This is a genomic window from Lactiplantibacillus dongliensis (genome assembly GCF_005405105.1).
Lineage (GTDB): Bacteria > Bacillota > Bacilli > Lactobacillales > Lactobacillaceae > Lactiplantibacillus > Lactiplantibacillus dongliensis.
In genome coordinates, this window is sequence record NZ_BJDK01000015.1 from 18,306 (window position 1) to 43,997 (window position 25,692).

Genomic DNA, 25,692 nt, shown 5'->3' on the forward strand with positions numbered 1-25,692 from the left:
GTTTATTCGATTGGAATTTCCTTCATGACGTAGGCTTCAATGACATCGTTAACCTTGATATCATTGTAATCTTCGATCCGGAGACCAAGTTCAAAGCCTTGTTTAACTTCCTTCACATCATCCTTGAAACGACGTAAGCTGGCTAACTTGCCATCATAAATGACAACGCCATCCCGGATGACCCGGACACCGGATTCACGATGGATGACCCCATCAGTGACCATCCCACCACCGATTGTCCCAACCTTAGAAACCTTGTAGATTTCACGGATTTCGGCTTGACCAGTGATCTTTTCTTCGTATTTCGGTTCGAGCATCCCTTTCATCGCGCTTTCGATTTCATCGATTGCGTTGTAGATAACTTGATGCAAACGAATGTCAACATCATCGGTATCTGCTTGGGACTTGGCTTGTGGCGTTGGCCGCACGTTGAACCCGATAATAATCGCGTTACTTGCTTCGGCTAAGGCGACATCACTTTCATTAATGGCCCCAACGGCAGTATGGATAATATTAACCCGAACGCCTTCAACGTCGATCTTCTTCAAGCTACCAGCTAACGCTTCAACTGAACCTTGAACATCCGCCTTGATAATCACGTCGACTTCTTTAATTTCCCCTTGCTTCATTGAATCAAACAAGTTGTCCAAAGTGACATGGTTCGTTTGCTTCCGTTCGTCCATCAAAGCTTGCTTAGCCCGAGTTTCACCAGCATCACGGGCCGTCTTTTCATCATCAAAGACGACGAAACGATCCCCGGCTTCAGGTACATCGTTCAAACCAGTAATTTCGATTGGGGTTGAAGGAACGGCTTCTTTCAAACGACGACCATTATCATCAGTCATCGTCCGTACGCGACCATAAGTGTTCCCAACAACAATTGGGTCACCAACGTGCATCGTCCCTTGTTGAACTAACAAGGTAGCAGTTGAGCCTTTCCCACGATCCAAACTAGCTTCCAAGACAGAACCAGCTGCATTTTGCTTTGGATTAGCCTTTAATTCTAAGACTTCCGCTTGCAATAAGATCATGTCGAGTAATTCATCTAAGTTCTTACCGAATTTAGCTGAAATCTGGACAAAGATCGTATCGCCACCCCAGTCTTCAGGAATTAACCCATATTCAGTTAATTGTTCCATGACATGGTTAGGGTTAGCACCGGGCTTATCAATCTTGTTAACTGCAACGATAATTGGCACTTTCGCAGCTTTAGCATGGTTGATGGCTTCGATGGTTTGTGGCATAACCCCATCGTCCGCAGCGACAACTAAGACCGTAATATCGGTAATGTCAGCACCACGGGCCCGCATTTCAGTAAAGGCCGCATGTCCAGGCGTATCTAAGAAGGTAATGGTCTTACCATCATGCTTCACTTGATAAGCCCCAATTGCCTGCGTAATCCCACCGGCTTCACCGGCAGTAACATGCGTATGCCGTAACTTATCCAGCAAGGTCGTCTTACCATGGTCAACGTGACCCATGACCGTAACCACGGGTGCCCGAGTCACTGCATCAGCCATATTTTGGTTTTCATCATCAAAGAACTTATCCAAGTCAGTAACATCGACTTCGACTTTTTCTTCAGCGTTGATCCCATAGTCAGCTGCTAAGACTTCAATCGTATCCTTATCTAAGGATTGATTTTGGTTAACCGCCACGCCTAACATGAATAACTTCTTAATGATTTCTGCGGGTTCGCGATGTAAAATCTTACCCAAATCTTGAGCGTTCATGCCGACCGTATAAACTAAGGTTTCTGGCAATGGCCGATCTTTACGGACTGAAGCCGGCTTGTTCGTCACTTGCCGAATCCGTTGGTTCTTACGGTTAATCTTCTTACCACGACGCTTGTTACCACGATAACGACCACCGTTATTGTTGTTTAAGCTACCGCCAAATCGACCGCTACCGTTACGGCTACTGTTATTATTCCGGTTACCGCTATTGTTACGATTGTTGGTATTGTTACTGTTAGAACGGTTGCCGTTGCTGTTATTACTGTTCCGGTTATTATTGTTGTTACTCCGGTTAGCATTGTTGCCAGTCGTACTACGATTACCGCTATTATTAGACCGATTAGCCGATGAATTATTTGACCGGTTATTGCTATTATTCCGTGAACTTGAATTGTTCGTCCGGCTAGCATTGTTAGTCCGGTTACCGTTACTACTATTTGAGCGATTGCCAGTCGTACTTGAAGTGCTACGCCCGTTAGCGGCCCGGCTATTCGTTGGCCGTGAACTGTTCGTCCGGTTACCATTGCTATTATTACTGCTATGGTTTCCGTTATTGTTCCGACTTTGGCTATGGTTGTTGTTTTGGTTATTATTTCGATTATTATTCAAAGAATCACCACTCTGTTGATGACGCGAGTTGGATTGCTGCTTAGTAGCAGTTCGTGTCACATTCTCAGCTGTATTAGCTGAACTAGTTTTCGGACTAGTTGTTTTAGATTTAGGATGGGTGCCCGTCTGAGCGGCCTTAACTTGCCGTTCTTCGTTGTCACCGAGTGTCGACATATGATTTTTGACGGAGAATCCCAACTGTTGTGCTTGCGCAATCAACTGTTTACTTGGGATGTTCAGCTCCTTCGCTAATTCATAAATTCGCTTTTTCCCCATATCTTCACCCTCCTTTAGTTAGTCATGATCGCCACCATTTTTCTGGCAAAACCACGATCCGTAATTGCAATTACGGTCCGCGGATTCCCGGTTGCGGCATTCAATTCCGCCTTAGTAAAGGTATCGATCACTGGTACATCATAGGATTGGGCCTTATCATGGAACTTTTTTACAGTCGTGGGACCAGCATCACTCGCAATAAAGACGAGTTTGGCTGATTGGTTACGAATTGCAGCTAAAGCTAAGCCTTCGCCGGCAATTTGCTTCCGGGCACGCCGAGAAAGTCCCAGTAGGTTCAAACAAGCTTCTTTAGGCGTCATCACCGAACAATTCCTTTCGGGCTTGTTGGTGATCGACATACGCCACCAGCTCGTCATAAAACGTTGGGTCGACCTTAATACCAAACGCCTTATCAAATGTCTTTTGGGCTTTGGCTTGGTTGGCCACTTCGACGTCGAGTGAAATGTAAGCGCCCCGCCCCGGTTTCTTCCCGGTTGGGTCCACTGACACCTCATCTTGCTTGTTTTTTACGACCCGGACTAAGTCTTTCTTGGGATGCATTTCACCCGTTACGATATCTTTACGCAACGGCACTTTTCTTTTTCTCAAATCCCAGACCTCCTTTAGTTATTCATCATCACTAGCTGATTCGTCACTCGCAGCTGCCGAGGTTTCATCCGCAGTGGCTTGATCGGTTTCAGTTGGTGCTGGTTCAACTGCTTGGTCACTGGCAGCTGAGTCGACTGAATCATCGGCGTCAACGTCAGCCGTTTCAGGCGCTTCATCAGCGGTCTCAGCAGCAGCAACATCAGTTGGGTTCGCATCCATTATATCAGAAGCTTCGGTCTCAGATTTAATATCAATCTTAAATCCAGTTAATTTAGCTGCTAAACGGGCATTTTGTCCCCGTTTACCGATTGCCAATGACAATTGGTAGTCTGGAACAACCACGGTACAGCCACGTTCATTTTCTGGATCAAAGATAACATCTAAAACTTCAGCAGGGTTTAACGCGTTCGCGATAAAGACAGCCGTATCATCGGTCCATTCCACGATATCCATGTTTTCACCATGCAATTCGTTAACGATCGTTTGCACCCGTTGACCTTTAGGACCAACACAAGTACCGACGGGATCAACGTTAGGATTGTTCGATCGAACCGCAACTTTCGCCCGGTCGCCCGCTTCACGTGCGATTGAAACGATTTCAACGATTCCGTCAAAGATTTCAGGAACTTCTTGTTCAAATAAACGCTTCAATAAGTCCGGCGCTGTCCGTGAGACAAAGACTTGCGGACCTTTAGTCGCATTTTCTACTTTTGACACGAAGACCTTAATCTTGTCATGAATCCGATATGTTTCGCCTGGTAATTGATCAGAACGGCCCATGACCGCTTCAACCTTACCTAAACTGACGTAAACGAACCGGTTATCTTGGCGTTCGACTTCCCCAGTCACGATTTCATTTTCATACTGGCTGTATTCGTCAAAGATAATCCCACGTTCAGCTTCACGAACCCGTTGCATAATGACTTGTTTAGCCGTTTGTGCTGCGATTCGTCCAAAGTTCTTGGGCGTCACTTCAAAGCGGATGTCATCACCAATTTCGTAAGCGCGGTTAATCTCTAACGCATCTTGTAAACTGACTTCCAAGCGTGAATCAAAGACGTCTTCAACAACTTCTTTCACCGCATAAACATGAATATTACCTTTTACTTGGTCAAAGTCAACTTCAACGTTCTGAGCTTGACCGTAATTACGCTTGTAAGCGGACACTAAAGCCGCTTCCAATGCATCGATCACAACTTCTTTTTTGATGCCTTTTTCTGATTCCAGGGTGTCTAAAGCCCCTAATAATTCCTTACTCATGTGTAAACTCCTTTGCTAGAACTTAACCGCTAATCGGGCTTGCGCAATCTGTTCCCGCTTAACAGTGACCGTCTTATGACGGGTTTTATCTAAGTAATTAATGGTCAAGGTTTCGGGCGTGACTTCAGCTAAGTCGCCTTCAAACACTTTTTTGCCGTCGACTTTTTGGTACAAGCCGATATGGACGTATTGACCAATGGCATTTTGGTAATCGGCTTCCTTCTTTAAAGGCCGTTCCGCACCAGGCGAAGATACCTCTAAAAAGTAAGCTTGCGGAATCGGATCCGGATCCATCGTATCTAATTTTTCACTTAATTCATCGCTGACCATCGCACACTCTTCAATGTTGATGCCACCGGGTTTGTCGATATAAATCCGGAGGTACCAGCTCTGGCCCTCCCGGACAAATTCAATATCAACTAATTCAAACTGGTGGGCCGCCACAATGGCTTGGGCCAACGGTTGAATTGTATCAATAACGTTATTGCTCACGTTGCGCCTCCTATCCAGATTAGTCCAATAAAAAGAGTGAGCATCGCTGCTCACTCGTTAACGAGTTTTAAATTACACTCATATATTATCATAATTATGCATAATCCGCAACTCGACGCCATTTATAGCTGTTAACTTTAAAATAATGACAACTGGTTTTCGTCAGGTAAGCCTTCCAAAACCCCATTTTCCGTCATAAAGTCAATTAACGTCTTCGAAACCTTACCACGCTTTGATAAATCTTCCTTAGATAGGAATGGTTTATCCGCCCGTGCCGCGACAATTTGCTTCGCCACGTTTAAGCCTAAACCTGGCACTGCCCGGAATGGTGCAATCAACGTATCACCATCGATCAGCCAATCCGCCGCATCCGACTTTTCGAGATCGACCATCGAGAACTTAAAACCGCGTTCCAACATTTCGTTGGCTAATTCTAACACCGTCAATAAGTTCTTTTCCTTGGCCGAAGCATCCATCCCTTTATCCGTGATGGCTTTCATCGACGCTTTGACAGCTTCTTTACCATGGGACATCGCCACCAGATCAAAATCATCAGCTCGTACGGAGAAGTACGCCGTGTAATAGATCATTGGGAAGTAGACCTTGAAGTAAGCCACCCGCAACGCCATCAAGATATAAGCCGCCGCATGGGCCCGCGGGAACATATACTTAATCTTTAGACAAGATTCGATATACCAATCTGGCACATCGGCATCTTTCATTGCTTGTTGCCACTCGTCTGGAATCCCCCGGCCTTTCCGCACGTGTTCCATGATTTGGAAAGACATATCAGATTCCATACCGTAGTGGATCAAGTCGGTCATGATGTTATCCCGACACCCAATAACTTCAGCCAGTGTAACCGTCCCATCCTTGATCAACTCTTCAGCGTTTCCTAACCACACATCGGTCCCATGGGATAACCCTGAAATCTGTAATAATTCATTAAAAGTTGACGGGTGGGTCTCTTCTAACATCCCGCGGACAAACCGCGTCCCGAATTCTGGGATTCCCAACGTCCCGGTCTTAGAAAAGATCTGATCTTCTGTGACGCCCAAAACTTCCGGACTAGAGAAGATTTTCATAACGTTGGGATCAACTGGTGGAATACTTTCCGGCTTAATCCCGGATAAATCTTGTAGCATCCGGATCATCGTCGGATCATCATGTCCCAAAATATCAATCTTCAAGATGTTGTCATGAATCGAATGGAAATCAAAGTGGGTCGTTTGCCAAGCCGCGGTCTGGTCATCGGCTGGATATTGCACCGGTGTAAAGTCATAAATATCCATATAGTCTGGCACAACAATAATTCCGGCCGGATGTTGCCCCGTTGACCGTTTGACTCCGGTAATCCCTTTTGACAAGCGATCAACTTCGGCATTTCGGAACGTCTGATTGGTATCACGTTCATAAGCTTTGACATAACCATAACCAGTCTTATCAGCAACCGTCCCAATCGTCCCGGCCCGGTAAACATTCTTTTCACCGAACAAGACTTTCGTATAGTTATGGGCAATCGGTTGATAATCTCCTGAGAAGTTCAAATCAATATCGGGGACTTTATTCCCGTAAAACCCTAAGAAAGTTTCAAACGGAATGTTATGCCCATCGCGCACCATGTTTGTGCCGCACTTTGGACAGTCCTTCGGTGGCAAGTCATAGCCAGACCCATACTCGTTGTTCGTATAAAAGTGCGAATATTGACAATTGGGGCAACGATAATGCGGCGGCATCGGGTTAACTTCCGTAATCCCTGATAAAGTCGCCACTAGACTAGAACCAACGGACCCCCGTGACCCAACTAAGTAGCCGTCTTTATTGGACTTAAACACTAACCGTTGGGCAATCAAGTAAATCACCGAGAACCCGTTCCCGATGATACTCTTTAATTCTTTATCGACCCGCGCTTGCACGATTTCTGGTAGCGGATCGCCATACCACGCATGGGCCCGATCCATCGTCAACTGCTTAATTTCAGCTTCAGCGCCGGCCATTCGTGGTGTATAGAGCTTATCTTTAACCGGTCGGACAATTTCAAATTGATTGGCAATCGCCTGGGAATTTTCGACCACAATCCGATGGGCGGTCTCTGCCCCTAAGAAATTAAAATCTTTTAACATCTCATCAGTCGTTCGGAAATGGACATCCGGGCGTTCCGTTCGGTTCAACGGGTTAGCCCCGCCTTGCGAGTGAATTAAGATCTTACGATAAATCTTATCTTCGGGATTTAAGTAATGGACATCGCCAGTTGCCACCACCGGCAGCTTCAATTCATCACCGAGTTCGACCATATTGCTAATAATCTCTTCCAAATGCGGGGTATCCGCAATCAAGCCGCTTTCAATCAACGGCGCATAGGCTGGCTTCGGCTGAACTTCCAAAAAGTCATAGTAGCCGGCTTTTTGTCGCGCCTCAGCTTTCCCTTTTTGCATCATCGCGGTAAAGACTTCCCCACTCGAGCAAGCGGAGCCCACCAAAATACCATCACGATACTTATTCAAAATACTACGGGGCACTCGGGGCACCCGGTAATAGTATTCGACGTTCGATAACGAAATAATTCGGAATAAGTTCTTTAACCCAGCTTGCGTTTGGGCATACAACGTGGCGTGGAATGGCCGGGCATGCCGATAAGCAGCATTTTCATTCATATGATCATTCAACTGATCATGGAACTGGACGCCATAACGTTCTTCCGCATCCTTTAAGAATAAATGGTTCAAATGACCCGTTGATTCCGCATCATAGATGGCTCGATGATGGTGTTCCAAAGAAACATTGAACTTTTTCGCTAAGGTATTTAACCGGTAGCTCTTAAAGGTTGGATAGAGCCAGCGCGCTAACGTCAACGTATCAATAATCGGATTCTCAATCGGCCCCATACCGTGACGGGCATAGCCAGTATTCATAAAGCCGATATCAAACGTGACATTATGCCCAACGACAATGGCGTCACCATAAAATTCGCGGAACAACTTGAAGACTTCTTCTTCTGATTTAGAGCCGCGCACCATGTCATCGGTAATACTCGTTAAGTTAGTCGTTGTTTCTGACAAATGAAAGCCCGGATCAATGAATTCTTCAAATTGATCGACCACGTTGCCTTTGACCATCTTGACCGCTGATAATTCGATGACTTTGTCATAGATCGCTGATAGCCCGGTCGTTTCGGTATCAAAAATGACGTAAGTTGATTCTTTCAGATCAACATGGGCATCGTTATAGGCAATCGGGACGCCGTCATCGACCATATTGGCTTCAACGCCATATAAGACTTTAATATTGTTCTTCTCACCAGCCGCAAACGCTTCTGGAAACGCCTGGGCACCGGAGTGATCCGTAATCGCAATCGCTGGCTGACCCCATTTAGCAGCCTGCTTGACGAAATCGGACACACTGTTGGTTGCATCCATCGTACTCATATTCGAATGTAAATGTAATTCGACCCGTTTGTCATCAGCGGGCGCGGTATCTTGGCGCGACGTATGCGTCGTTTCGTTGATATCATACGCATTGACCGTCAAATCCCGCATGAAACTATCCTCTTGCACGGAACCACGCACCCGCACCCACATGCCGGGCTGTAACGCAGCAAATTGGGCTTCATCATCACTATTACGTGAAAACTTCTTCACGACCATCGACGAACTATAATCGGTGACTTTTAAAATTAATAATTGTCGTTGTGACCGCAACGTCCGGACTTCCATATCAAAGACGTAGCCTTCAATAATCACCGAACGTTCTTCTTCGGTAATCTGCACTAACTGCTTAGCTGGTTCGGCCGGATTAATCTGCTTCCCTAATTGAACCGGGCCATTAATTGGGGCCGGTTCATCAGCATGTTGAGCCCGCTTTTCATTGGCCTTTTTAATCGCTGCTTCAGCTTTCTTCGCCATTTCTTGATCAGACTTGGCTTTTTGTTCATGAAACGCCTTAATCTTAGCTTGTGATGCCGTTTCATCAATCATCGTATGGACGGAGAACTTGGGAAAACCTAACGCTTGATAGGTTTCTTCAATGGGTCCTAACGCTTGATTAGTTAAAAAGTTTTGAATGACTTCATTTTCAGCCAATAGCAAGACCCGGTCATCTTCATAAGTCGGCACGTTACTATTGCATAATGACTGGACTAAGGGTGACTTGATCCCACTATTTTGAACAATCCATTCCCAATAATTTGCCAATTCGGTAGGGTTAATTTCAGTATCATCAGTCGTAATCTGCAACTGAACCCCGGCAATGTCGTGAAATGCGATTTGGAGTTTATTTTTAAAATCCATAAACTGCGCAAATGGCAAAACGTGTTGGAAATGTAAATGAAATTCCCAAACTTTTGAGGTCTGATGAACGGTCAGCTTCTCGATGGTCGCAGCCGTATAGATGGGACTCATCGGCATCCCAATTTGTTCGAGTAATTTCTCAAACATTTCCTGCTGATTTAAGCTCACGCGTGCTCCTCCTTTAACTTGGTGACTAACTAAAATCACCTAGTTTCCATGGGCCTCGAAACTAGGTGATTTCTGCATACTCAATAGGTTCAAGTGTACGCAATTTTTAGTTAACTTGCAACGGTCGTGACTGGAAAACCTAATCGATATTCTTCATCAAAACCGCTAAGTTATTGGCAATTTCTTCTTGCTTAACTTCCAAAGTCTCACCAGTTTGCCGTAACTTGATTTCAACAATACCCTCACTAGCTTTTTTACCAACCGTGATTCGTACTGGAATCCCAGTTAAGTCAGAGTCGGCAAATTTAACACCAGGCCGTTCTTTTCGGTCGTCATATAAGACTTTATAGCCGGCTGCTTCCAATTGGGTTTCCACTTGGTTCGCCACTTCGACTTGATCAGCCTTCTTAACGTTAACCGGAATAACATGGACGTCAAATGGCGCAATATCTTTTGGCCAAACTAAGCCATTCTCATCCGCGCGTTGTTCCGCGATAGCTGACAATAACCGTGAGACCCCGATACCGTAACAGCCCATAATCACTGGAATGTTCCGGCCGTTTTGATCCAAGACTTCTGCATGCAAGTCTTTAGAATATCGCGTCCCTAGCTTAAAGATATGTCCGATTTCAATCCCTTTAGTAAACTTCAAGACACCGGCGCCATCAGGTGATAATTCACCTTCTTGAGCAAACCGGATATCAACGTAATCTTCCGCATGAAAATCACGTTCTGGATTAACGTTAGTCAAATGATGACCATCTTCGTTAGCCCCAACCGTAATGTTGACCATATCTTTGACATACAGATCCGCAATAATCTTCACGTCATCACTGACGTTCACTGGACCTAATGAGCCAAAGCCTGCTCCCAAATATTGTTTAGCTTGTTCCGGTGTCGCCATTTCTAAGAAGTCGGCCCCTAAGTAGTTCTTTAACTTAATGTCGTTAACTTCATGGTCACCACGGACTAAGGCTAAGACTGGTTCATCATCTGCCATGAATAAGATACTCTTGACCAATTGATCTGCACCAACCTTCAAGAAGTTCGCTAATTCTTCGATAGTACCCACGCCAGGGGTGTCAATCTTGGCCATATCTTGTAACGATGCATGCGACTTCTTAGGCACATACAGACTCCGAGCCATTTCCAAGTTAGCCGCATAATCGCTGGCATCTGAGTACACAATCGTATCTTCACCAACGGGCGCAATCGCGGAATATTCACGCGAATCTTTACCACCCATGGCCCCACCGTCACCGATGATTGACCGGAATTTTAAGCCACAACGTTCAAAAATATTTTGATACGCTTGGGCCATATCTTGGAAAGTGTCATCTAATGAGCCTTCATCAGCATGGAAGGAATACGCATCCTTCATGATGAATTCACGGCCCCGTAATAGCCCATACCGTGGTCGGTTTTCGTCCCGATACTTGGCTTGAATTTGATACAACGTTAATGGCAATTTTTTATACGACTTCACTTCATCACGAATGATTGAGGTAAACGTTTCTTCGTGAGTCGGGCCAAGGATAAACTCACGATCGTGCCGGTTCTTTAATTTGAACAATTCTGGACCGTAAGTGTCATAACGCCCCGTTGCTTGCCAGAGTTCGGCTGGGATAACCGCAGGAACTAACATTTCCGCAGCATCAATGTTATCCATTTCTTCCCGAATAATCGTTTCGATCTTCGTTAAGACCCGATAGGCCAATGGTAAATAAGCATACATCCCTGCTGAAATCTGACGAATATAACCGGCCCGCAACATCATCTGATGACTGAGCGCTTCGGCATCATTGGGCACTTCTTTCAAAGTAGGAATTAACAATTTTGATTGTTTCATCTACAAATTTTCTCCTTAATTGTTCCAATTTTAATCTCATCCTGATTGGGCCAGCATCGACTGAAACGTGGCGACCACGCCACTGAGCCAATACTGGCCCAACCCGACGTTCATTTTTCAACGATCTAAATTTTGAAAACTATTTTATCTGCACTAAAATTTTAACCTAGTCGCTAGCCTAGCACGCAACCTTAGCTTAGAAGAAGTAACGTTGAATATCATTCCACGTCACTAAGACCATTAATAACATTAAGAGGCCAAAACCAATTAACGTAATCACACTTTCAGTTTCGACTCGTAGCGGTTTGCCGCGAATCCCTTCAACAATGTTCAACAAGAGCTTCCCACCATCAAGGGCTGGGATCGGCAGCAAATTGACGATGCCTAAGTTAATCGACAAGACCGCCAATAAATAAATGACTTGACGGACACCGGACTTGGCGGCTTGAGACGTCGTGGCAAAAATGGCCACCGGTCCGCCTAAATCATTTAAGCTAAACCCATGGGTCACCATGCGACCGAGGACTTGGAAGATTTGTTTCGTAATGTTCCAAGAACCGGTAACCCCATACGCTAATTTTGCCCCCAAGCTGCGATCAGTCGCCGTGGTCCACTTGACCCCGATCTGACCAATCTTATTACCAGAGACCGTTTTAGCGGCGGGCTTAACGGCAATCGTCTTCGTCGTGCCGGCACGCTTGACACCTAGTTTGACAGTCTGATTAGGACTATCTTGAATTAATAGTGAAATTGACTGTGAACTCGTCATCTTTTTACCGTTGACGGCCACAATCTGATCGCCCGTCTTAATTCCAACCTGACGGGCCACTGAATTGGCCGTGGTACCAGCAACTTTAGTCGTCACCGTAGTTACGCCACCTTGCATGAAAGCTAAAATGGCAAATGTAATGATGGCTAAGATGAAGTTATTCATTGGACCAGCAAAGTTCGTCAGCATCCGTTGCCAAAGTTTGGCTGATTGGAACTGGACATCCACTGGGGCAATCTGAACTTCAGTGCCGTCGCTTTCAACAATCGTTGCGTCATGATCAACGGCGTAGTGTTTAACTTCGCTTTCATCACCGTTCTCGTAACCCTCGATCCACAACTCTTTTTCAAGATCGGTAGCCGTCACAGATAATGGAATCCCATTAAACAAAGTCGTCTTCTTGCTAGCATTAATTGAGTGCACCAGACCATCAGCGCCAATCTGCAGGCTGACGGGGGTTCCTGGCTTTAGCTCGTCGTCTTCATCATCGGCCACCCCAGCCATCCGCACATACCCACCGATCGGTAAAAATCGCAGGGTATACGTCGTGGCATTGCGCCGAAATGCGACCGCTTTAGGCCCCATCCCAACTGAGAATTCCCGGACAAGGATACCCGCCCGTTTGGCAAAGTAAAAATGGCCAAATTCATGCACGATCACTAAGATCCCGAAAACGATAATAAAGGTAATAATCGTAACTATCAATGCGCGGATCCTTTCTCCCACTAATTGTGGGGATGCTTAGTCGTTAGAACAACCCGAAAAGATGGGCAATTGGAAAGACTAGTAACATACTGTCAAAGCGGTCTAAAATCCCGCCGTGTCCAGGTAAAATCTTACCAGAATCCTTAACACCATAGTACCGTTTTAACGCAGATTCTACTAAATCACCAAATTGACCGACCACTGATAAGATAATCGTGATCACTAACATACTCAGCCAATTGTGATACCCGACCTGGAATCCAATGGCAAAGGCCGTGGCAATCACAACCCCGATGATACTCCCACCGATACATCCTTCCCAAGTCTTATTCGGACTAATTGGGGTCACTTTATGCTTACCTAACTTCCGACCGACCATGTAAGCGCCACTATCAGTCGCCCAGACGATAAACATCAAGTACAACAACATTTGCACGTTCACACCACGAGCGGCCGTAAAGTAATTAAAGCCCATCCCAATGTAGAAAATACCCAAGGTCAACATCCCGGCATCATCAAATGAGAATCGGTTACGTGACCAAACGGTATGCAAGAGTAAGAGGATAATCAAGAAATAAACCACGTAAGCCTTGTTTAACTGGTCAGGCAGGCCGTTAAACCACTTGTTGGGGGCAATCTCAATCATCACCGCTAACATCCCGATAATCGCTTCAAACGAAATTAAGAGCTTCTTGCGCATAACTAGTAACTCAGTCATCGCAATCGCACCGAGGACCATTGCCACGATATCTAGTGTAATCCCACCAAGGAAAATCACGGGGATAAAAAAGATTAACGCCACAACAGCCGTAATGACACGTTGTTTCATAAGTTAAAACTCCCTTTATTTTTGATTCGATAACCCGCCAAACCGGCGATCACGGCTTTGATAATCCGCAATACAGGCTTTGAGGGTCGTCGCAGTAAAGTCGGGCCATTTCACATCTGTAAAGACTAACTCACTGTACGCAATCTGCCAAAGCAGAAAGTTCGAGATCCGTTCCTCGCCACTTGTCCGAATCAACAGATCGGGATCATGGTAGGGCGCAAGTGGCGCCGTCATCAGTGCATGATCAACCGTGGCTTCGTCAATGTCATCAACAGCCAGCTCACCAGCTTGGACTTGCGTAGCAATCGCTTGAATGCCACTCACAATTTCTGAGCGCGAACCATAATTCAAGGCAAAATTCAAAATCATGCCATCGCAATCCTGGGTATCCGCAATCGCATCATTTACAGCCTTTTGCGTCTTCGCGGGTAACTTATCCGTATACCCCATGACTTGAACCTGGACATTGTTTTTAACCAAGTCTGGTACAAAGGTATCAAAGAAACTGACTGGCAGTTGCATCAAATAATTGACCTCATCCGTCGGCCGTTTCCAGTTTTCCGTTGAAAACGCATATAAGGTCAGGACTTTCACCCCGAGGTCACTCGCGGCAATTGTGACCTTTTTGACGGTGTTCATCCCTTCTTTGTGACCCGCAATCCGCGGTAAATGCCGCGCTTTTGCCCAGCGGCCATTGCCATCCATAATGATGGCCACGTGTGCCGGAATCCGTTGGGGATCAATCGCCGGCGTCGTGGTTTCAGCTGGATCATTTTTATTTAAAAAAGCGAACAAATTGCACCTCCAAAAAAAGCTTAACCAAGCACTATTTTACCAAAAAACGCGCGATTAAACTATCGTCAACAAAAAAAGGCTTGAATTTCTTCAAGCCTTAATCAAATTGCAACCCTGATTAACCTTCAAGGATTTCTTTTTCTTTATCGGCGACAATGGCGTCAACGTCCTTGCCGGCTTGATCGGTCAACTTTTGAGTCTGATCTTCTAATTGATGTAATTGGTCGTCGGTGAAGTCGCCATTCTTATGGCCCTTCTTCAACGCATCCATCGCATCCCGACGAACATTACGAACAGCAACTTTGCCGCGTTCGCCTTCTGCCTTAACATCCTTAGCCAATTCCTGACGACGTTCTTCAGTTAATTGTGGAATCACTAACCGAATTGCGGTCCCATCATTAGCTGGACTAATCCCTAAATCTGAAGCCAAGATGGCCTTTTCGATCTCTTTTAACGCGGTTTTATCAAATGGCGTTACCATCAAGACCCGTGGTTCCGGAACAGTAATTGACGCCATTTGGTTCAATGGTGTCTGCGTCCCATAATAATCCGCAGAAATCCGGTTTAACAACGACGCATTGGCACGCCCCGCCCGAATGTTACCGAGTTCACGTTGTAAAGCGGCTTCCGCTTTTTTCATTTTAGCTTGTGCATCTTTTAAGATAGGTTCTGTCACTGCCATGTTATTTCCCCCTGACCGTTGTCCCGATATGTTCACCGGCAACAACTTTCCGAATATTTCCTGGTTGATTTAAATTGAAGACAACGACTGGAATATCATTATCCATTGATAATGAACTAGCCGTGGTATCCATTACTTGTAACCCTTTGTTAATAATATCTAAGTGCGTTAATTCATCGAACTTAACGGCATTGGCGTCTTTATTAGGATCAGCGGAATAAACCCCGTCAACCCCATTTTTTGCCATTAAAATTGCATCCGCATTGATTTCAGCGGCCCGCAAAGCGGCGGTGGTGTCCGTTGAGAAGTACGGACTACCCGTTCCACCAGCAAAAATCACAATCCGCCGTTTTTCCAAATGACGCATGGCCTTCCGCCGAATATAAGGTTCAGCGATTTGCCGCATTTCAATTGAGGTTTGGACCCGGGTCGGGACACCGATTGATTCCAAATTATCTTGGAGTGCCAAAGCGTTCATAATCGTTGCTAACATCCCGATGTAATCTGCTTGGGCACGTTCCATACCCATTTGGGCACCGGCTTCGCCACGCCACATGTTGCCACCGCCAACGACAATGGCAATTTGAACACCCATGTCATAGACATCCTTTAATTCTTCAGCGACCGTTTTGATAACTGGTGGATTGATACCAAATCCCTTTTCACCAGCTAAGGCTTCGCCACTCAATTTTAGGATCACACGCTTATATTTAACTTCCGACATCGTTTCGTCCTCCTCAAGATTATCTGTCTTCATTTTACCATAATATTTATAGGCATTTAGCGCAAAGGCTTGATTCTTACTTAAAAACCAACATTTCGCCGCAAAAAAAGAGGGATTAGGGCAAGTATGTCCCAATCCCTCCACATTAAGGCGACTTATTAGTCTTTGATTTGACTCATAATTTCATCAACGAAATTACCAGTTTGCTTTTCGATCCCTTCGCCAACTTCAAAGCGGACAAAAGTATTAACCTTGCCACCCTTTGATTGAACGAAATGATCAACAGTTTGGTCAGAATCCTTAACGAATTCTTGATCATCTAAACTGATTTCAGCCAACCACTTGTTTAAGCGACCTTCAACCATCTTTTCGATGATCTTTTCAGGCTTGCCTTCGTTTTGAGCTTCTTTAACCAAAACTTCTTTTTCATGAGCCAATGTGTCAGCCGGCACTTGTTCCCGTGAAACGTATTCTGGGTTAATCGCAGCAACGTGCATCGCAACGTCTTTAGCGGTTGCTTCATCAGCACCATCCAAAACAACTAAGGCGCCAATTTGGCCACCATTATGGATGTATGAGCCAAAGTTTTGGTCAGCTGACTTTTCGATAACTTTGAAACGACGTAAACTGATCTTTTCACCAGTAACTTGCGTCGTGGCAATGATGTCATCGTTAACGGTCCCTTTGTCAGATTTCAAGGCTAAGGCAGCTTCAACTGATTCAGGTGCTTCATCAGCAATCTTATCAGCGATTTCAGCAATTAAAGCTTTGAATGGATCACTAGAAGCAACGAAGTCGGTTTCAGAGTTAACTTCCACGATCGCAGCATGGTCGCCCTTAACAGCCACAGCGGCCATTCCTTCAGCGGCAACTCGGCCACTCTTCTTTTCAGCTTTAGCAACGCCTTTTTCGCGTAAAACGTCAACGGCTTTTTCCATGTCGCCTTCAGTTTCAACTAACGCCTTTTTCGCGTCCATCATACCAACACCGGTCTTGTCACGGAGTTCTTTAACTTGTGCTGCAGAAATCTTTGCCATAGTTTACTCTCCTTTGAGCATGTTTATTTTTTTGATAAAAGGCTGCCCTCAAAATCAGGCCGATGAGGTCCGCGATTTTTAAGACAGCCTAATTATTTCAATTATTTATTGTCAGACTTAGTATCATTGTCGCCTTCAACAGCTTCAACGATGTCTTCTAAAGAGTCAACTGACTTCTTAGCGTCCTTGTTACCTTTGAATGAAGCTTCAGTAACATCTTCGTCTTCGCCTTGACGGCCTTCAATGACAGCATCAGCCATCTTAGAAGTAATCAAACGAACGGCACGAATAGCGTCATCGTTTGAAGGAATGATAACATCAATGTCATCAGGATCAGTGTTCGTATCAACCATTGCGACAATCGGAATGTTCAACTTTTGAGCTTCCTTAACCGCAATTTGTTCCTTACGAGGGTCAACGATGAAGATCACATCTGGGATGCGAGGCATATCTTCAATCCCACCTAAGAACTTTTCAAGCTTAGCACGTTGCTTGATTAATAATGAAACTTCCTTCTTAGGTAAACGATCAAAGGTCCCGTCTTCTTCCATCTTCTTCAAATCTTTAAGACGCTTGATCCGAGTTTGGATGGTGTTCCAGTTAGTCAAAGTCCCACCTAACCAACGATGGTTAACGAAGTATTGACCGGCACGAGTTGCTTCTTCTTCGATTGAATCTTGGGCTTGTTTCTTAGTCCCAACAAACAAGATAACGCCATCATCAGCAGCGGCATCCTTAACAAAGTTGTAAGCAGAATCGATCATCTTGACCGTCTTTTGTAAGTCAATGATGTAAATACCGTTACGTTCCGTAAAGATGTATGGTTTCATCTTTGGGTTCCAACGACGAGTTTGGTGACCGAAATGGACACCGGCTTCAAGCAATTGTTTCATAGAAATAACAGCCATAATATATGTTGCCTCCAAAAAATTAGTTTTGATCCTCCTCGCAGCTCCCTTGACATCAGGACTCAATGAGCACCACTGATATCATCACTACGAGTGTGAATTGGTGTTTTAGCACCGAAAATTAGTATACCGAAGATTGGCGATGCTTGCAAGAATTTTCATCAGGAATTTGTGATTTTTAAATTGTGTGCTAAACTATCTTTCGCATAGGAGGCTCAATTTAAAATGATTAAAGCCATCATTTTTGATGTAGATGATACACTCTACGATCAAAAATCACCATTCAGTACCGCTTTAAGTCAGATGACTCAGTCACGTTTGACACCCACTGAACTGGCTAACGTTTTTAACCGTTTTCGCGATTTTACCGACCAAAATTTCCATCAAGTAACGGCCAAGGAGCTTAGTCTGGAAGCTTGGCAGACAGCCCGGTTACGGCATACTTTGGCGACACTACTCACGGAGACCATCACTACCGATTGGGCAATCCAATTTGAGCTAGCCTACCATCAGGCCTTAGCTAAAATCGAGTTATTTCCGGGACTCGCCCCCGTTCTCGAAAAATTAAGTCATTGTTTTCAAATCGGTATTATTACCAACGGCCCAGCAACCATTCAACGAAAAAAGTTGCATCAGTTGCAGATTGAACGCTACGTACATCCAGATAATATTTTTATTTCGGATGAGATTGCACTCGCTAAACCCGATCCGTCGATTTTTACGACTTGGGCCCATCAAGCTGGCATTAAAGCTAACCAAGCAGCTTACGTTGGTGATAATGCGACTTTAGATATTACCAGTGCCAAGCACGCTGGCTGGCAGACATTTTGGTTTAACCATCGCCAAGTCCGGCAAGTTCAGCCGTCCGTCATTCCAGATCAAATCGTGGAAACACCGGCTGAAATGAGTGAATTACTCACCGCCCTAATCCAAGCAGCGCCAGTTTAAGCCTGCACATTAAAAAGACAGTTGCCATTCAGTTAACGGCAACTGTCTTTTTAGAATTCTCAAAATCAACTAGTCAAAGACCATTTGATTACGATAAAGCTCGGCATAAAAGCCATTTTCGGCTAGTAACGCCGCATGACTCCCCTGCTCAATAATTGAGCCATCTTTCAGCACCACGATTTTATCAGCATTCAAAATGGTCTTTAAGCGATGCGCAATAACAAAGCTGGTCCGGCCTTGAATCACATTATCCATGGCTGCTTGAATCTTAGCCTCGGTCACTGTATCCACGTTAGACGTTGCTTCGTCCAGAATCAACAATCGCGGATCAGTTAAAATCGTTCTGGCAATCGACATTAACTGCTTTTGTCCCGCTGAGAAGATACTCTGCTCGTCAGAAACTTGCGTCGCATATTGATCCGGTAAGCTTTCAATAAAATCATGAATGTTTGCCTGCTTGGCAGCCGCAATCACGCGCTCCATGCTAGCTCCCGGCTCACCATACCGAATATTATCCGCAATCGTGCCTGTGAACAACTGAGGCTCCTGTAGCACAATCCCCACGTTTTGGCGCAACGCCTTCAAATCAAACGTCCGAATATCAACGCCATCAAACGTAATCTGACCACTATCCACGTCGTAAAACCGATTCAGTAAATTCATCACAGTCGTCTTCCCAGAACCGGTTGGCCCCACTAATGCGACCATCTCACCACGTTGCACGTTGATCGTGATCCCGTGTAAAATCTCTTTACCAGGCAGATAACTAAAGCGCACATCATTAATCATTAGTTCGTGCTGAATGCCATCTGGACGGCCACCATCGACTGGATTCACCTCATCCGGTTGATCACGCACTTCATCAATCCGCCGGGCCCCAGTAATCGCCAGCTGAATCATACTGTAAAGGCTGGTCAACGACATGATCGGTTGATAATACTGTTGCGCATAATTCACAAACACAACGACCAACGCCAAGGCCGCACCTTTTGATAAACTGCCGTTTAAAGCCAGCCACGAACCGAAAAAGATCACAATGGCCGTATTCAATAACGACATTCCTTGCATCAAAGGATTCAAAATACCTGACCAGATTTGACCGGTCAATGCCGATTGACGTACTTGCTGATTGTACTTATCAAATCCACGTTTAGAATCCTGCTGCAAGCCATTGGTAATCAAAACTTTTTGACCCGTAATTTGTTCATTGATATAGCCATTCAATTGCCCAATATCATCTTGTTGCTGGTTAACGGCCGTGCCGGCTTTACGCATGACCAACGCTGCAATAATCAAGGCAACCGGCGTTGAGGCCATGGTGACCCAAGCCATCGTGACATTCTGGTTAAACATGACAATCAAGATCCCCACAAACTGAGCAACTGCTAATAGTACTTCGAGTAGCGCCTGATTCATAGCATTAAAAATATTATCCAAATCAGACGTAAACCGGGCCAAAATATCGCCATCACTATGCGTATCAAAATACTTGACCCGCATCCGTTGCATCTTTCGAAATAGGCCAACCCGCATCGTCCCAGTTGAGTAAGCCGTCACGCGGGCCAGAATCAAGCTGGCGATGAAAATCGTAGCTGCATCCCCAACATACAAGAGGACGTAAATGATCAACGTATGATTGAATGTGCCTAAACTAGCCTGCGCCCGCGTCGTTGGATTCAACCACTGATCCAGATAAGTCGTCAATTCTTCAACCGCTCGTCCTAAATAAGTCGGCGCCACAACGATACACCAGGTCGAAATACCAATCAGCACGGCACTTAAAATAAATCCACGCCAGTATTTTTTCAAATAATGCCAATAGTACTTACCTGCATTTCGTAAGTCGCTCATTTAACCGCCTCCTCACGTGCCTTTTGAGTTTGATAAATCGCTTGATAGATTGCATTACTTTGTAATAATTGTTGATGAGTACCACTGCCGCTAATCCGGCCAGCATCCAGCACTAAAATCTGGTCAGCCCGAATAATCGACGCGATCTTTTCGGCAATGACGACCGTCGTTGTCGACGTCAAGTCACGGTCCATGGCTTCTTGAACCAGCTTTTCTGACCGCGCATCTAACGCCGAAGTCGCATCGTCTAAAATCAAGATTTCTGGATTGGCAATGATCCCGCGGGTAATCGCGAGCCGTTGCTTTTGCCCACCCGAAAAGTTTTGTGACCGCTCTTCAACCGGCGCATCGTAGGTTTGGGGCAACCGTTCAATAAACTCGGACGCTTGTGCCACGTTAGCAGCCCACTGCATATGGCTAATTTGAGCGTCAGGACGAACTTGCTTTAAGTTTCCCGCAATCGTCCCGGAGAATAGGGTTGAACGCTGTAGCACGTAGGCCACCGTCGCCCGCAACCGTTTTTCGGGAATTTGTCGGACATCCATGCCACCAATCGTGATTCGACCACTGTCAGGATCGTATAATCGGGCAATCAGTTGAGCCAGTGTCGTCTTACCAGACCCAGTGGCCCCAACGATTCCCAGCATGGCTCCTGCTTGGACTTTAAAACTAATATCCTTTAAGGTTGGCTGTGTATCTCCCGGATAAGTAAACGTCACATGTTCAAAAGCGATTTCACCAGTCAACGGTGTCTCATCTTCACCAGCCACGTAGGTCATACTTGGTTGCGTTGCTAAAACTTCACTAATTCGGCCAATCGAAATAAAGGCCCGAGAGGCAAAGGTCATCAAAAAGCCACCGTTAATGACCGCGTACAAAATTTGCATCAAATAAGCCACAAAGCTAGTAATAGCCGCTAAATAACCGGGATGAACCGTTATATTTTGACCAACTAGATAAACTGCGACCCCGACTGCCAAGTTTGCCGTTAAGAAGAAGATGGGCATTAGGATTGAGAACCAATAACCAATCTTGGCCGTGACCGCTGTTAACTGATCGGACGCCTGTGAGAATTTATGGATTTCGTTTGTTTCTTGTACAAACGATTTAACGACGCGAATTCCCATTAAGTTTTCCCGTGTCACGGTATTCACGTTTTCAATATCTTGTTGTGTTTCGGCAAAGTAGGTCGTCATCCGACCAACTGCTATCCAGGAAGCCAGTAAAATAACCAGCATCATTACCAGAATGACCCACCATTGTTCCGGCATCGTCACCACGGCTAAAATAAGGGCGCCCGCAAATAATAACGGAATCCGCGTAATCTGTTGAAACGCTGCCATCACAATTTGTTGGACCTGATTAATGTCATTTGTCATCCGAACCACTAAGTTAGACGCTGAAAAGGTCTCAACATCCGCATAAGCGAAAGATTGAATCTTCGCATACAAATCAGCACGCAGATCAGTCGCCACCCCTAAGGCAACGCGGGCAGAATAGACTGTATTGATCACCCCACCGGCAATCCCTAGCACAGCCAGTCCCAGTAGCATGACCCCTTCTCGCATGACCGTCTGCTGATCATTTTTAATAATAGCGGTCATCACAACCTGCAATAACCTTGGTTGCCATAACGTGGCAAATACTAAAACAAGCACCGACAACAGTGCAATACTGACATCGACGTGATACCGCTTAAAATAAGGCATCAATACTTTCATGTTCCATTCCCCCTCATATGATATAAATAAATCATTATCCGTTTAGCTTTTAGGCATGGCGATCTAACTATTAAATCCACTGATATTGATTTATGAGTTCGTCATTTGGTTCCAAGCTGTCACGCTAGCAATCTCGCCAGCCAAACCACTTACTAGCTTACCCGAAAACCGTGCTTGCGACAATTAATAGATAACTATTTCAGCAACTAAAATATTGTGTTACTGATATATCCCTATAAATCAAGCAATGATGACACTTAGTGCTTACTAGACTATGCTACCCATTCTGGTCCGCCCAATGTCAATATCAGATTGCTTATACAATGAATCGCTATTATTCTTCAGTGACCCTAGCTGTGTGGCTAGCCTTAATGCCAGTGCTTTTCTCGAATCTAGGTTCAAAATCAGTTTTGAAGAATGGCCTTAACGTCAAACTGAGCCCTAGCAATCAAGCGGTAAACGGCAAGGTTAACCAGCACCAAGCGCCAGAATAACTGGCTGTGAGTAGACGATCTTTCATTATAAATATAAAAAAACACGCTAATCCGAAGATTAACGTGCTCTTTATTTAAAATTCAACAGAAATTAGTCAAACTTAACTTGCGTGTCAGCTTTACCAGTTTCGATGAATTGTTTGTTGTTGTCCATTGAGACATGCACCATGTTGTGAACAGCTGTTTCCGTGTAGAAAGCAGTATGTGGTGTAATCAAAACGTTGTCGCGGTTGAACAAGTTCATGAAGACCTTGTCATCAATCGTTTGACCTTCAAGATCCTTGTTGAAGATCTTAGTTTCGTATTCATAAGTGTCAAGTGCAGCACCGGCAACTTTGCCGCTGTCTAAAGCCTTGATCAAGTCTTCTGAATCGATGAGAGTCCCACGGGCAAAGTTCAAGATGTAAGCGCCATCCTTCATCTTACTGAAGGCGTCAGCGTTTAACATATGATAGTTGTCCTTCAAAGCAGGAACGTGTAACGTGATAACATCAGCTTGGGCATATAATTCGTCCAAACTGTCAACGTACATACCTTCTTTTTCAAGTTCAGCATTACGGTAAACATCGTAACCGATAACCTTAGCACCGAAACCTTTGAAGATATCAATAGCAGCACGGCCAATACGACCAGTACCAATGACACCAACAGTCATGGTGTTTAATTCCTTGGCAATATCTGGTGCCCAACGGAAGTCTTGCTTAGCTAACTTCTTGTTGAACTTAGGTGTTTGACGTAACAATTGCATCAATTGGGTTACTGATAATTCAGCAATCGCATTTGGTGAGTATGCAGGTACGTTAGAAATGTTCAATCCACGTTCTTTAACAGTTGGGACGTCAACATTGTCGACACCAACGTTACGAAGTGAAATGTTCTTAACGCCTTCGTCAGCTAACTTGTTCAAAACAGCAGCGGTGTAATCCTTTTGTTGGTATACATCGGCACCGTCAAAGCCCTTAGCCAATTCGGCAGTCTTTTCATCAAGTAGTTCGGGAACTAACTTAACTTCAACATCGGGATGTTCTTCCATCCAAGTCTTGAAGAATGGACGTTCGTCATCACGTACAGCATATGCAATAATTTTCATTACAGAAATTCCTCCTATATATTGATACATAGAATATTATAACAGTAAATGTCAGAAATAGAATGACTATTTATGAAAACTTCTTTAAATTTTTACATCGTGGGCTGCCAGGAATTTTAATTTTGCAGCGCGAGGCTGATGTTTAAAGGCATACTCCGCTTTTAGTGCTGCCGATTTATTTGAAAAAGTTTCATGATAAATCATTTTCAGTGGTCGGCGGGATCTAGGTCGGGTATACTTCGCCCCTTTACCGGCATTATGAGTTGCCAGCCGCCGTTCCAAATCATCAGTAAAACCGCCATATAACGTCTGATCGGCACATAAGAGTACATAGAAATAGTAAGGTTTAGTGACCATAGAGTAATTGGTGCACCTCTTCTCCATATGTCCCATCTGCTTGATATACCACGACTGGCGGCATGATTCGGACCCCATTTGGCCGGCCGTCTTTGATCATTTCAATCAAAACCATATTGGCTTCTCGATCCGCTTTAGGATGGACGAATCGCAACCGCTTAGGAGCTAAGCGGTGTGCGCGCATTGCTGTGAATAAGTCATCTAAGCGTTCTGGCCGATGCACAAAATAAGCCTTGCCATTCATTTTCAGTAAATCACTTGTTACCGCTAAAATCTGATCTAAATTCGCAGAAATTTCATGCCGCGCGATCGCCAAGTGCGGATTCGGATTCTTCTGACTAGTTGGCTGGTCTTTAAAATACGGCGGATTACACAAGACCACGTCCACTGAATCTTTTGGAATCGTGGCGGTTACCGTCAGTAGGTCCTGATTTAAGACTGACATGCGCGCAGTTAAATCATTCAGTTGGATACTCCGTTGCGCCATATCCGCTAATCGGGGCTGAATCTCAACTTCGACGATAGACCCTCGGGTTTGAGCACTCGCAAATAAGCCGACCGCGCCATTCCCCGCACACAAGTCAACCGTTTTAGTTTTTGCCGCTTGCGGCACCGTGGCGAATGCCCCTAGCAATACCGCATCAAGTGAGAAAGAAAATACGGTGGCACTTTGAATAATTTGAATCTCTTTACTATATAATCGATCAATCCGTTCATCCGGATGCAAGTCGACCGTTGCCATCGAACCCCGCCTTTCAAAAAAACTCATTGTTAGCTTACCACAAATTACTTGCAGGACGCTCGAAATTTCGTCATACTATGAGCAGTACTCAATCGAAAGGAAGTTTGCGCGATGTTTTATTCATTCATGCGCGGCCTGGTACGGCTCATCATTGGTCTAATCAATGGCAAGCCCCACTACCAGGGACGTGAAAACCTACCGCAAGGGGCTTACATCCTCGTTGGGCCGCACCGAACCTGGTTTGACCCACTGCTGTACGCCTTAGCTGGTAGTCCCATGCAATTCAGCTTTATGGCTAAAGAAGAACTATTTAAGAATCCAGTATTACGTTTTATCCTAGTCCATGCCAACGCCTTTCCGGTGAACCGGGCTCATCCTGGACCATCCGCCATTAAGACGCCGGTCAAGTTCTTACGGAGTGGCCAGTTTTCATTAATCATGTTTCCTTCAGGGACCCGGCACTCACAAGAACTTAAAGGTGGCGCCACGGTGATTGCAAAAATGGCTGGTGTCCCCTTAATTCCGACAGTTTACCAAGGTCCGCTAACCTTCAAACGGCTATTCACGCGACAACGAATCACCATCCGTTTCGGCGAACCCATCTATATTGACCGAAAACTGAAGCTAGACGATGCCGGTCAAAAACAAATTGAGACCAAGATGCTGGCGGCTTTTGATGATTTGGATCAAGAAATTGATCCAAACTTCCATTACGTTGATCCAGCCACAAAAAAACACGCCAACTAAGGGCGTGT

21 protein-coding genes are annotated in these 25,692 nt (G+C 45.1%); 2 read left to right on the plus strand and 19 right to left on the minus strand.

All coding sequences use genetic code 11. The annotated features are described in order from the left end of the window. Nucleotides 1–2 precede the first annotated feature (2 nt). From infB to rpsB, 14 genes are all read right to left on the minus strand, one after another. On the minus strand, nucleotides 3–2,621 hold the full coding sequence (infB, locus tag FFM80_RS06990) for a translation initiation factor IF-2 (protein ID WP_137640158.1): 2,619 nt from the start codon (nucleotides 2,619–2,621) through the stop codon (nucleotides 3–5). A 14-nt stretch (nucleotides 2,622–2,635) separates the two neighbouring features. After that, nucleotides 2,636–2,941, minus strand: a complete 306-nt coding sequence (locus tag FFM80_RS06995) for a L7Ae/L30e/S12e/Gadd45 family ribosomal protein (RefSeq protein ID WP_137634000.1) — start codon at nucleotides 2,939–2,941, stop codon at nucleotides 2,636–2,638. Next, a complete protein-coding gene (gene rnpM, locus FFM80_RS07000) occupies nucleotides 2,931–3,230 on the minus strand; it encodes an RNase P modulator RnpM (protein ID WP_137640159.1) in 300 nt (99 codons plus the stop codon). The genes FFM80_RS06995 and rnpM overlap by 11 nt, the downstream gene beginning before the upstream one ends. An 18-nt stretch (nucleotides 3,231–3,248) precedes the next feature. Next, nucleotides 3,249–4,490 carry a transcription termination factor NusA gene (gene nusA, locus FFM80_RS07005; RefSeq protein ID WP_137640160.1) on the minus strand — a complete coding sequence of 414 codons (1,242 nt, stop codon included), beginning with the start codon at nucleotides 4,488–4,490 and terminating at the stop codon, nucleotides 3,249–3,251. Nucleotides 4,491–4,505: 15 nt separating this feature from the next. Next, nucleotides 4,506–4,982, minus strand: coding sequence for a ribosome maturation factor RimP (gene rimP / locus FFM80_RS07010; RefSeq protein ID WP_137640161.1), 477 nt, complete (start codon nucleotides 4,980–4,982; stop codon nucleotides 4,506–4,508). Between the two features lie 137 nt (nucleotides 4,983–5,119). Beyond that, nucleotides 5,120–9,436 (minus strand): PolC-type DNA polymerase III, encoded by a 4,317-nt coding sequence (locus FFM80_RS07015; protein WP_137640162.1) that lies wholly within the window; start codon nucleotides 9,434–9,436, stop codon nucleotides 5,120–5,122. Between the two features lie 139 nt (nucleotides 9,437–9,575). After that, the gene (locus tag FFM80_RS07020; RefSeq protein WP_137640163.1) at nucleotides 9,576–11,285 is read right to left on the minus strand and encodes a proline--tRNA ligase; all 1,710 of its coding nucleotides are present in this window, start codon (nucleotides 11,283–11,285) and stop codon (nucleotides 9,576–9,578) included. A gap of 196 nt (nucleotides 11,286–11,481) precedes the next feature. Further along, the gene (rseP, locus tag FFM80_RS07025; RefSeq protein WP_137640164.1) at nucleotides 11,482–12,759 is read right to left on the minus strand and encodes an RIP metalloprotease RseP; all 1,278 of its coding nucleotides are present in this window, start codon (nucleotides 12,757–12,759) and stop codon (nucleotides 11,482–11,484) included. Between the two features lie 43 nt (nucleotides 12,760–12,802). Beyond that, nucleotides 12,803–13,588: a phosphatidate cytidylyltransferase gene (locus FFM80_RS07030; protein ID WP_137640165.1), complete on the minus strand. Its 786-nt coding sequence runs from the start codon at nucleotides 13,586–13,588 to the stop codon at nucleotides 12,803–12,805. 15 nt (nucleotides 13,589–13,603) lie between these two features. Further along, nucleotides 13,604–14,383, minus strand: a complete 780-nt coding sequence (locus FFM80_RS07035) for an isoprenyl transferase (RefSeq protein ID WP_137640166.1) — start codon at nucleotides 14,381–14,383, stop codon at nucleotides 13,604–13,606. 118 nt (nucleotides 14,384–14,501) lie between these two features. Next, nucleotides 14,502–15,065, minus strand: coding sequence for a ribosome recycling factor (gene frr / locus FFM80_RS07040; RefSeq protein WP_137640167.1), 564 nt, complete (start codon nucleotides 15,063–15,065; stop codon nucleotides 14,502–14,504). Nucleotide 15,066: 1 nt separating this feature from the next. Further along, nucleotides 15,067–15,789, minus strand: a complete 723-nt coding sequence (gene pyrH / locus FFM80_RS07045; RefSeq protein WP_223876749.1) for a UMP kinase — start codon at nucleotides 15,787–15,789, stop codon at nucleotides 15,067–15,069. A gap of 158 nt (nucleotides 15,790–15,947) precedes the next feature. Then, on the minus strand, nucleotides 15,948–16,826 hold the full coding sequence (gene tsf, locus FFM80_RS07050; protein WP_137640168.1) for a translation elongation factor Ts: 879 nt from the start codon (nucleotides 16,824–16,826) through the stop codon (nucleotides 15,948–15,950). 101 nt (nucleotides 16,827–16,927) lie between these two features. After that, complete coding sequence (gene rpsB, locus FFM80_RS07055; RefSeq protein ID WP_137633988.1) at nucleotides 16,928–17,734, minus strand: 30S ribosomal protein S2; 807 nt, start codon at nucleotides 17,732–17,734, stop codon at nucleotides 16,928–16,930. 225 nt (nucleotides 17,735–17,959) lie between these two features. On the opposite strand from rpsB, the gene FFM80_RS07060 reads away from it, so the two are divergent. Then, on the plus strand, nucleotides 17,960–18,682 hold the full coding sequence (locus tag FFM80_RS07060) for an HAD family hydrolase (protein ID WP_137640169.1): 723 nt from the start codon (nucleotides 17,960–17,962) through the stop codon (nucleotides 18,680–18,682). Between the two features lie 69 nt (nucleotides 18,683–18,751). On the opposite strand, the gene FFM80_RS07065 is transcribed toward FFM80_RS07060, so the two are convergent. From FFM80_RS07065 to FFM80_RS07085, 5 genes are all read right to left on the minus strand, one after another. After that, complete coding sequence (locus FFM80_RS07065) at nucleotides 18,752–20,533, minus strand: ABC transporter ATP-binding protein (protein WP_137640170.1); 1,782 nt, start codon at nucleotides 20,531–20,533, stop codon at nucleotides 18,752–18,754. Then, a complete protein-coding gene (locus FFM80_RS07070) occupies nucleotides 20,530–22,254 on the minus strand; it encodes an ABC transporter ATP-binding protein (RefSeq protein ID WP_137640171.1) in 1,725 nt (574 codons plus the stop codon). Before FFM80_RS07070 ends, FFM80_RS07065 begins: the two co-directional genes overlap by 4 nt. 585 nt (nucleotides 22,255–22,839) lie before the next feature. Next, nucleotides 22,840–23,838, minus strand: coding sequence for a D-2-hydroxyacid dehydrogenase (locus FFM80_RS07075; protein ID WP_137633984.1), 999 nt, complete (start codon nucleotides 23,836–23,838; stop codon nucleotides 22,840–22,842). An 84-nt stretch (nucleotides 23,839–23,922) separates the two neighbouring features. After that, entirely contained in the window at nucleotides 23,923–24,195 is a 273-nt protein-coding gene (locus FFM80_RS07080) for a GIY-YIG nuclease family protein (RefSeq protein WP_223877314.1), read from the minus strand. Beyond that, nucleotides 24,185–24,937 carry a tRNA1(Val) (adenine(37)-N6)-methyltransferase gene (locus FFM80_RS07085; RefSeq protein ID WP_137640172.1) on the minus strand — a complete coding sequence of 251 codons (753 nt, stop codon included), beginning with the start codon at nucleotides 24,935–24,937 and terminating at the stop codon, nucleotides 24,185–24,187. Before FFM80_RS07085 ends, FFM80_RS07080 begins: the two co-directional genes overlap by 11 nt. A gap of 111 nt (nucleotides 24,938–25,048) precedes the next feature. Here FFM80_RS07085 and FFM80_RS07090 point away from each other — a divergent pair, with 111 nt between their 5' ends. Beyond that, nucleotides 25,049–25,684 (plus strand): lysophospholipid acyltransferase family protein, encoded by a 636-nt coding sequence (locus tag FFM80_RS07090; protein ID WP_137640173.1) that lies wholly within the window; start codon nucleotides 25,049–25,051, stop codon nucleotides 25,682–25,684. Nucleotides 25,685–25,692 lie beyond the last annotated feature (8 nt).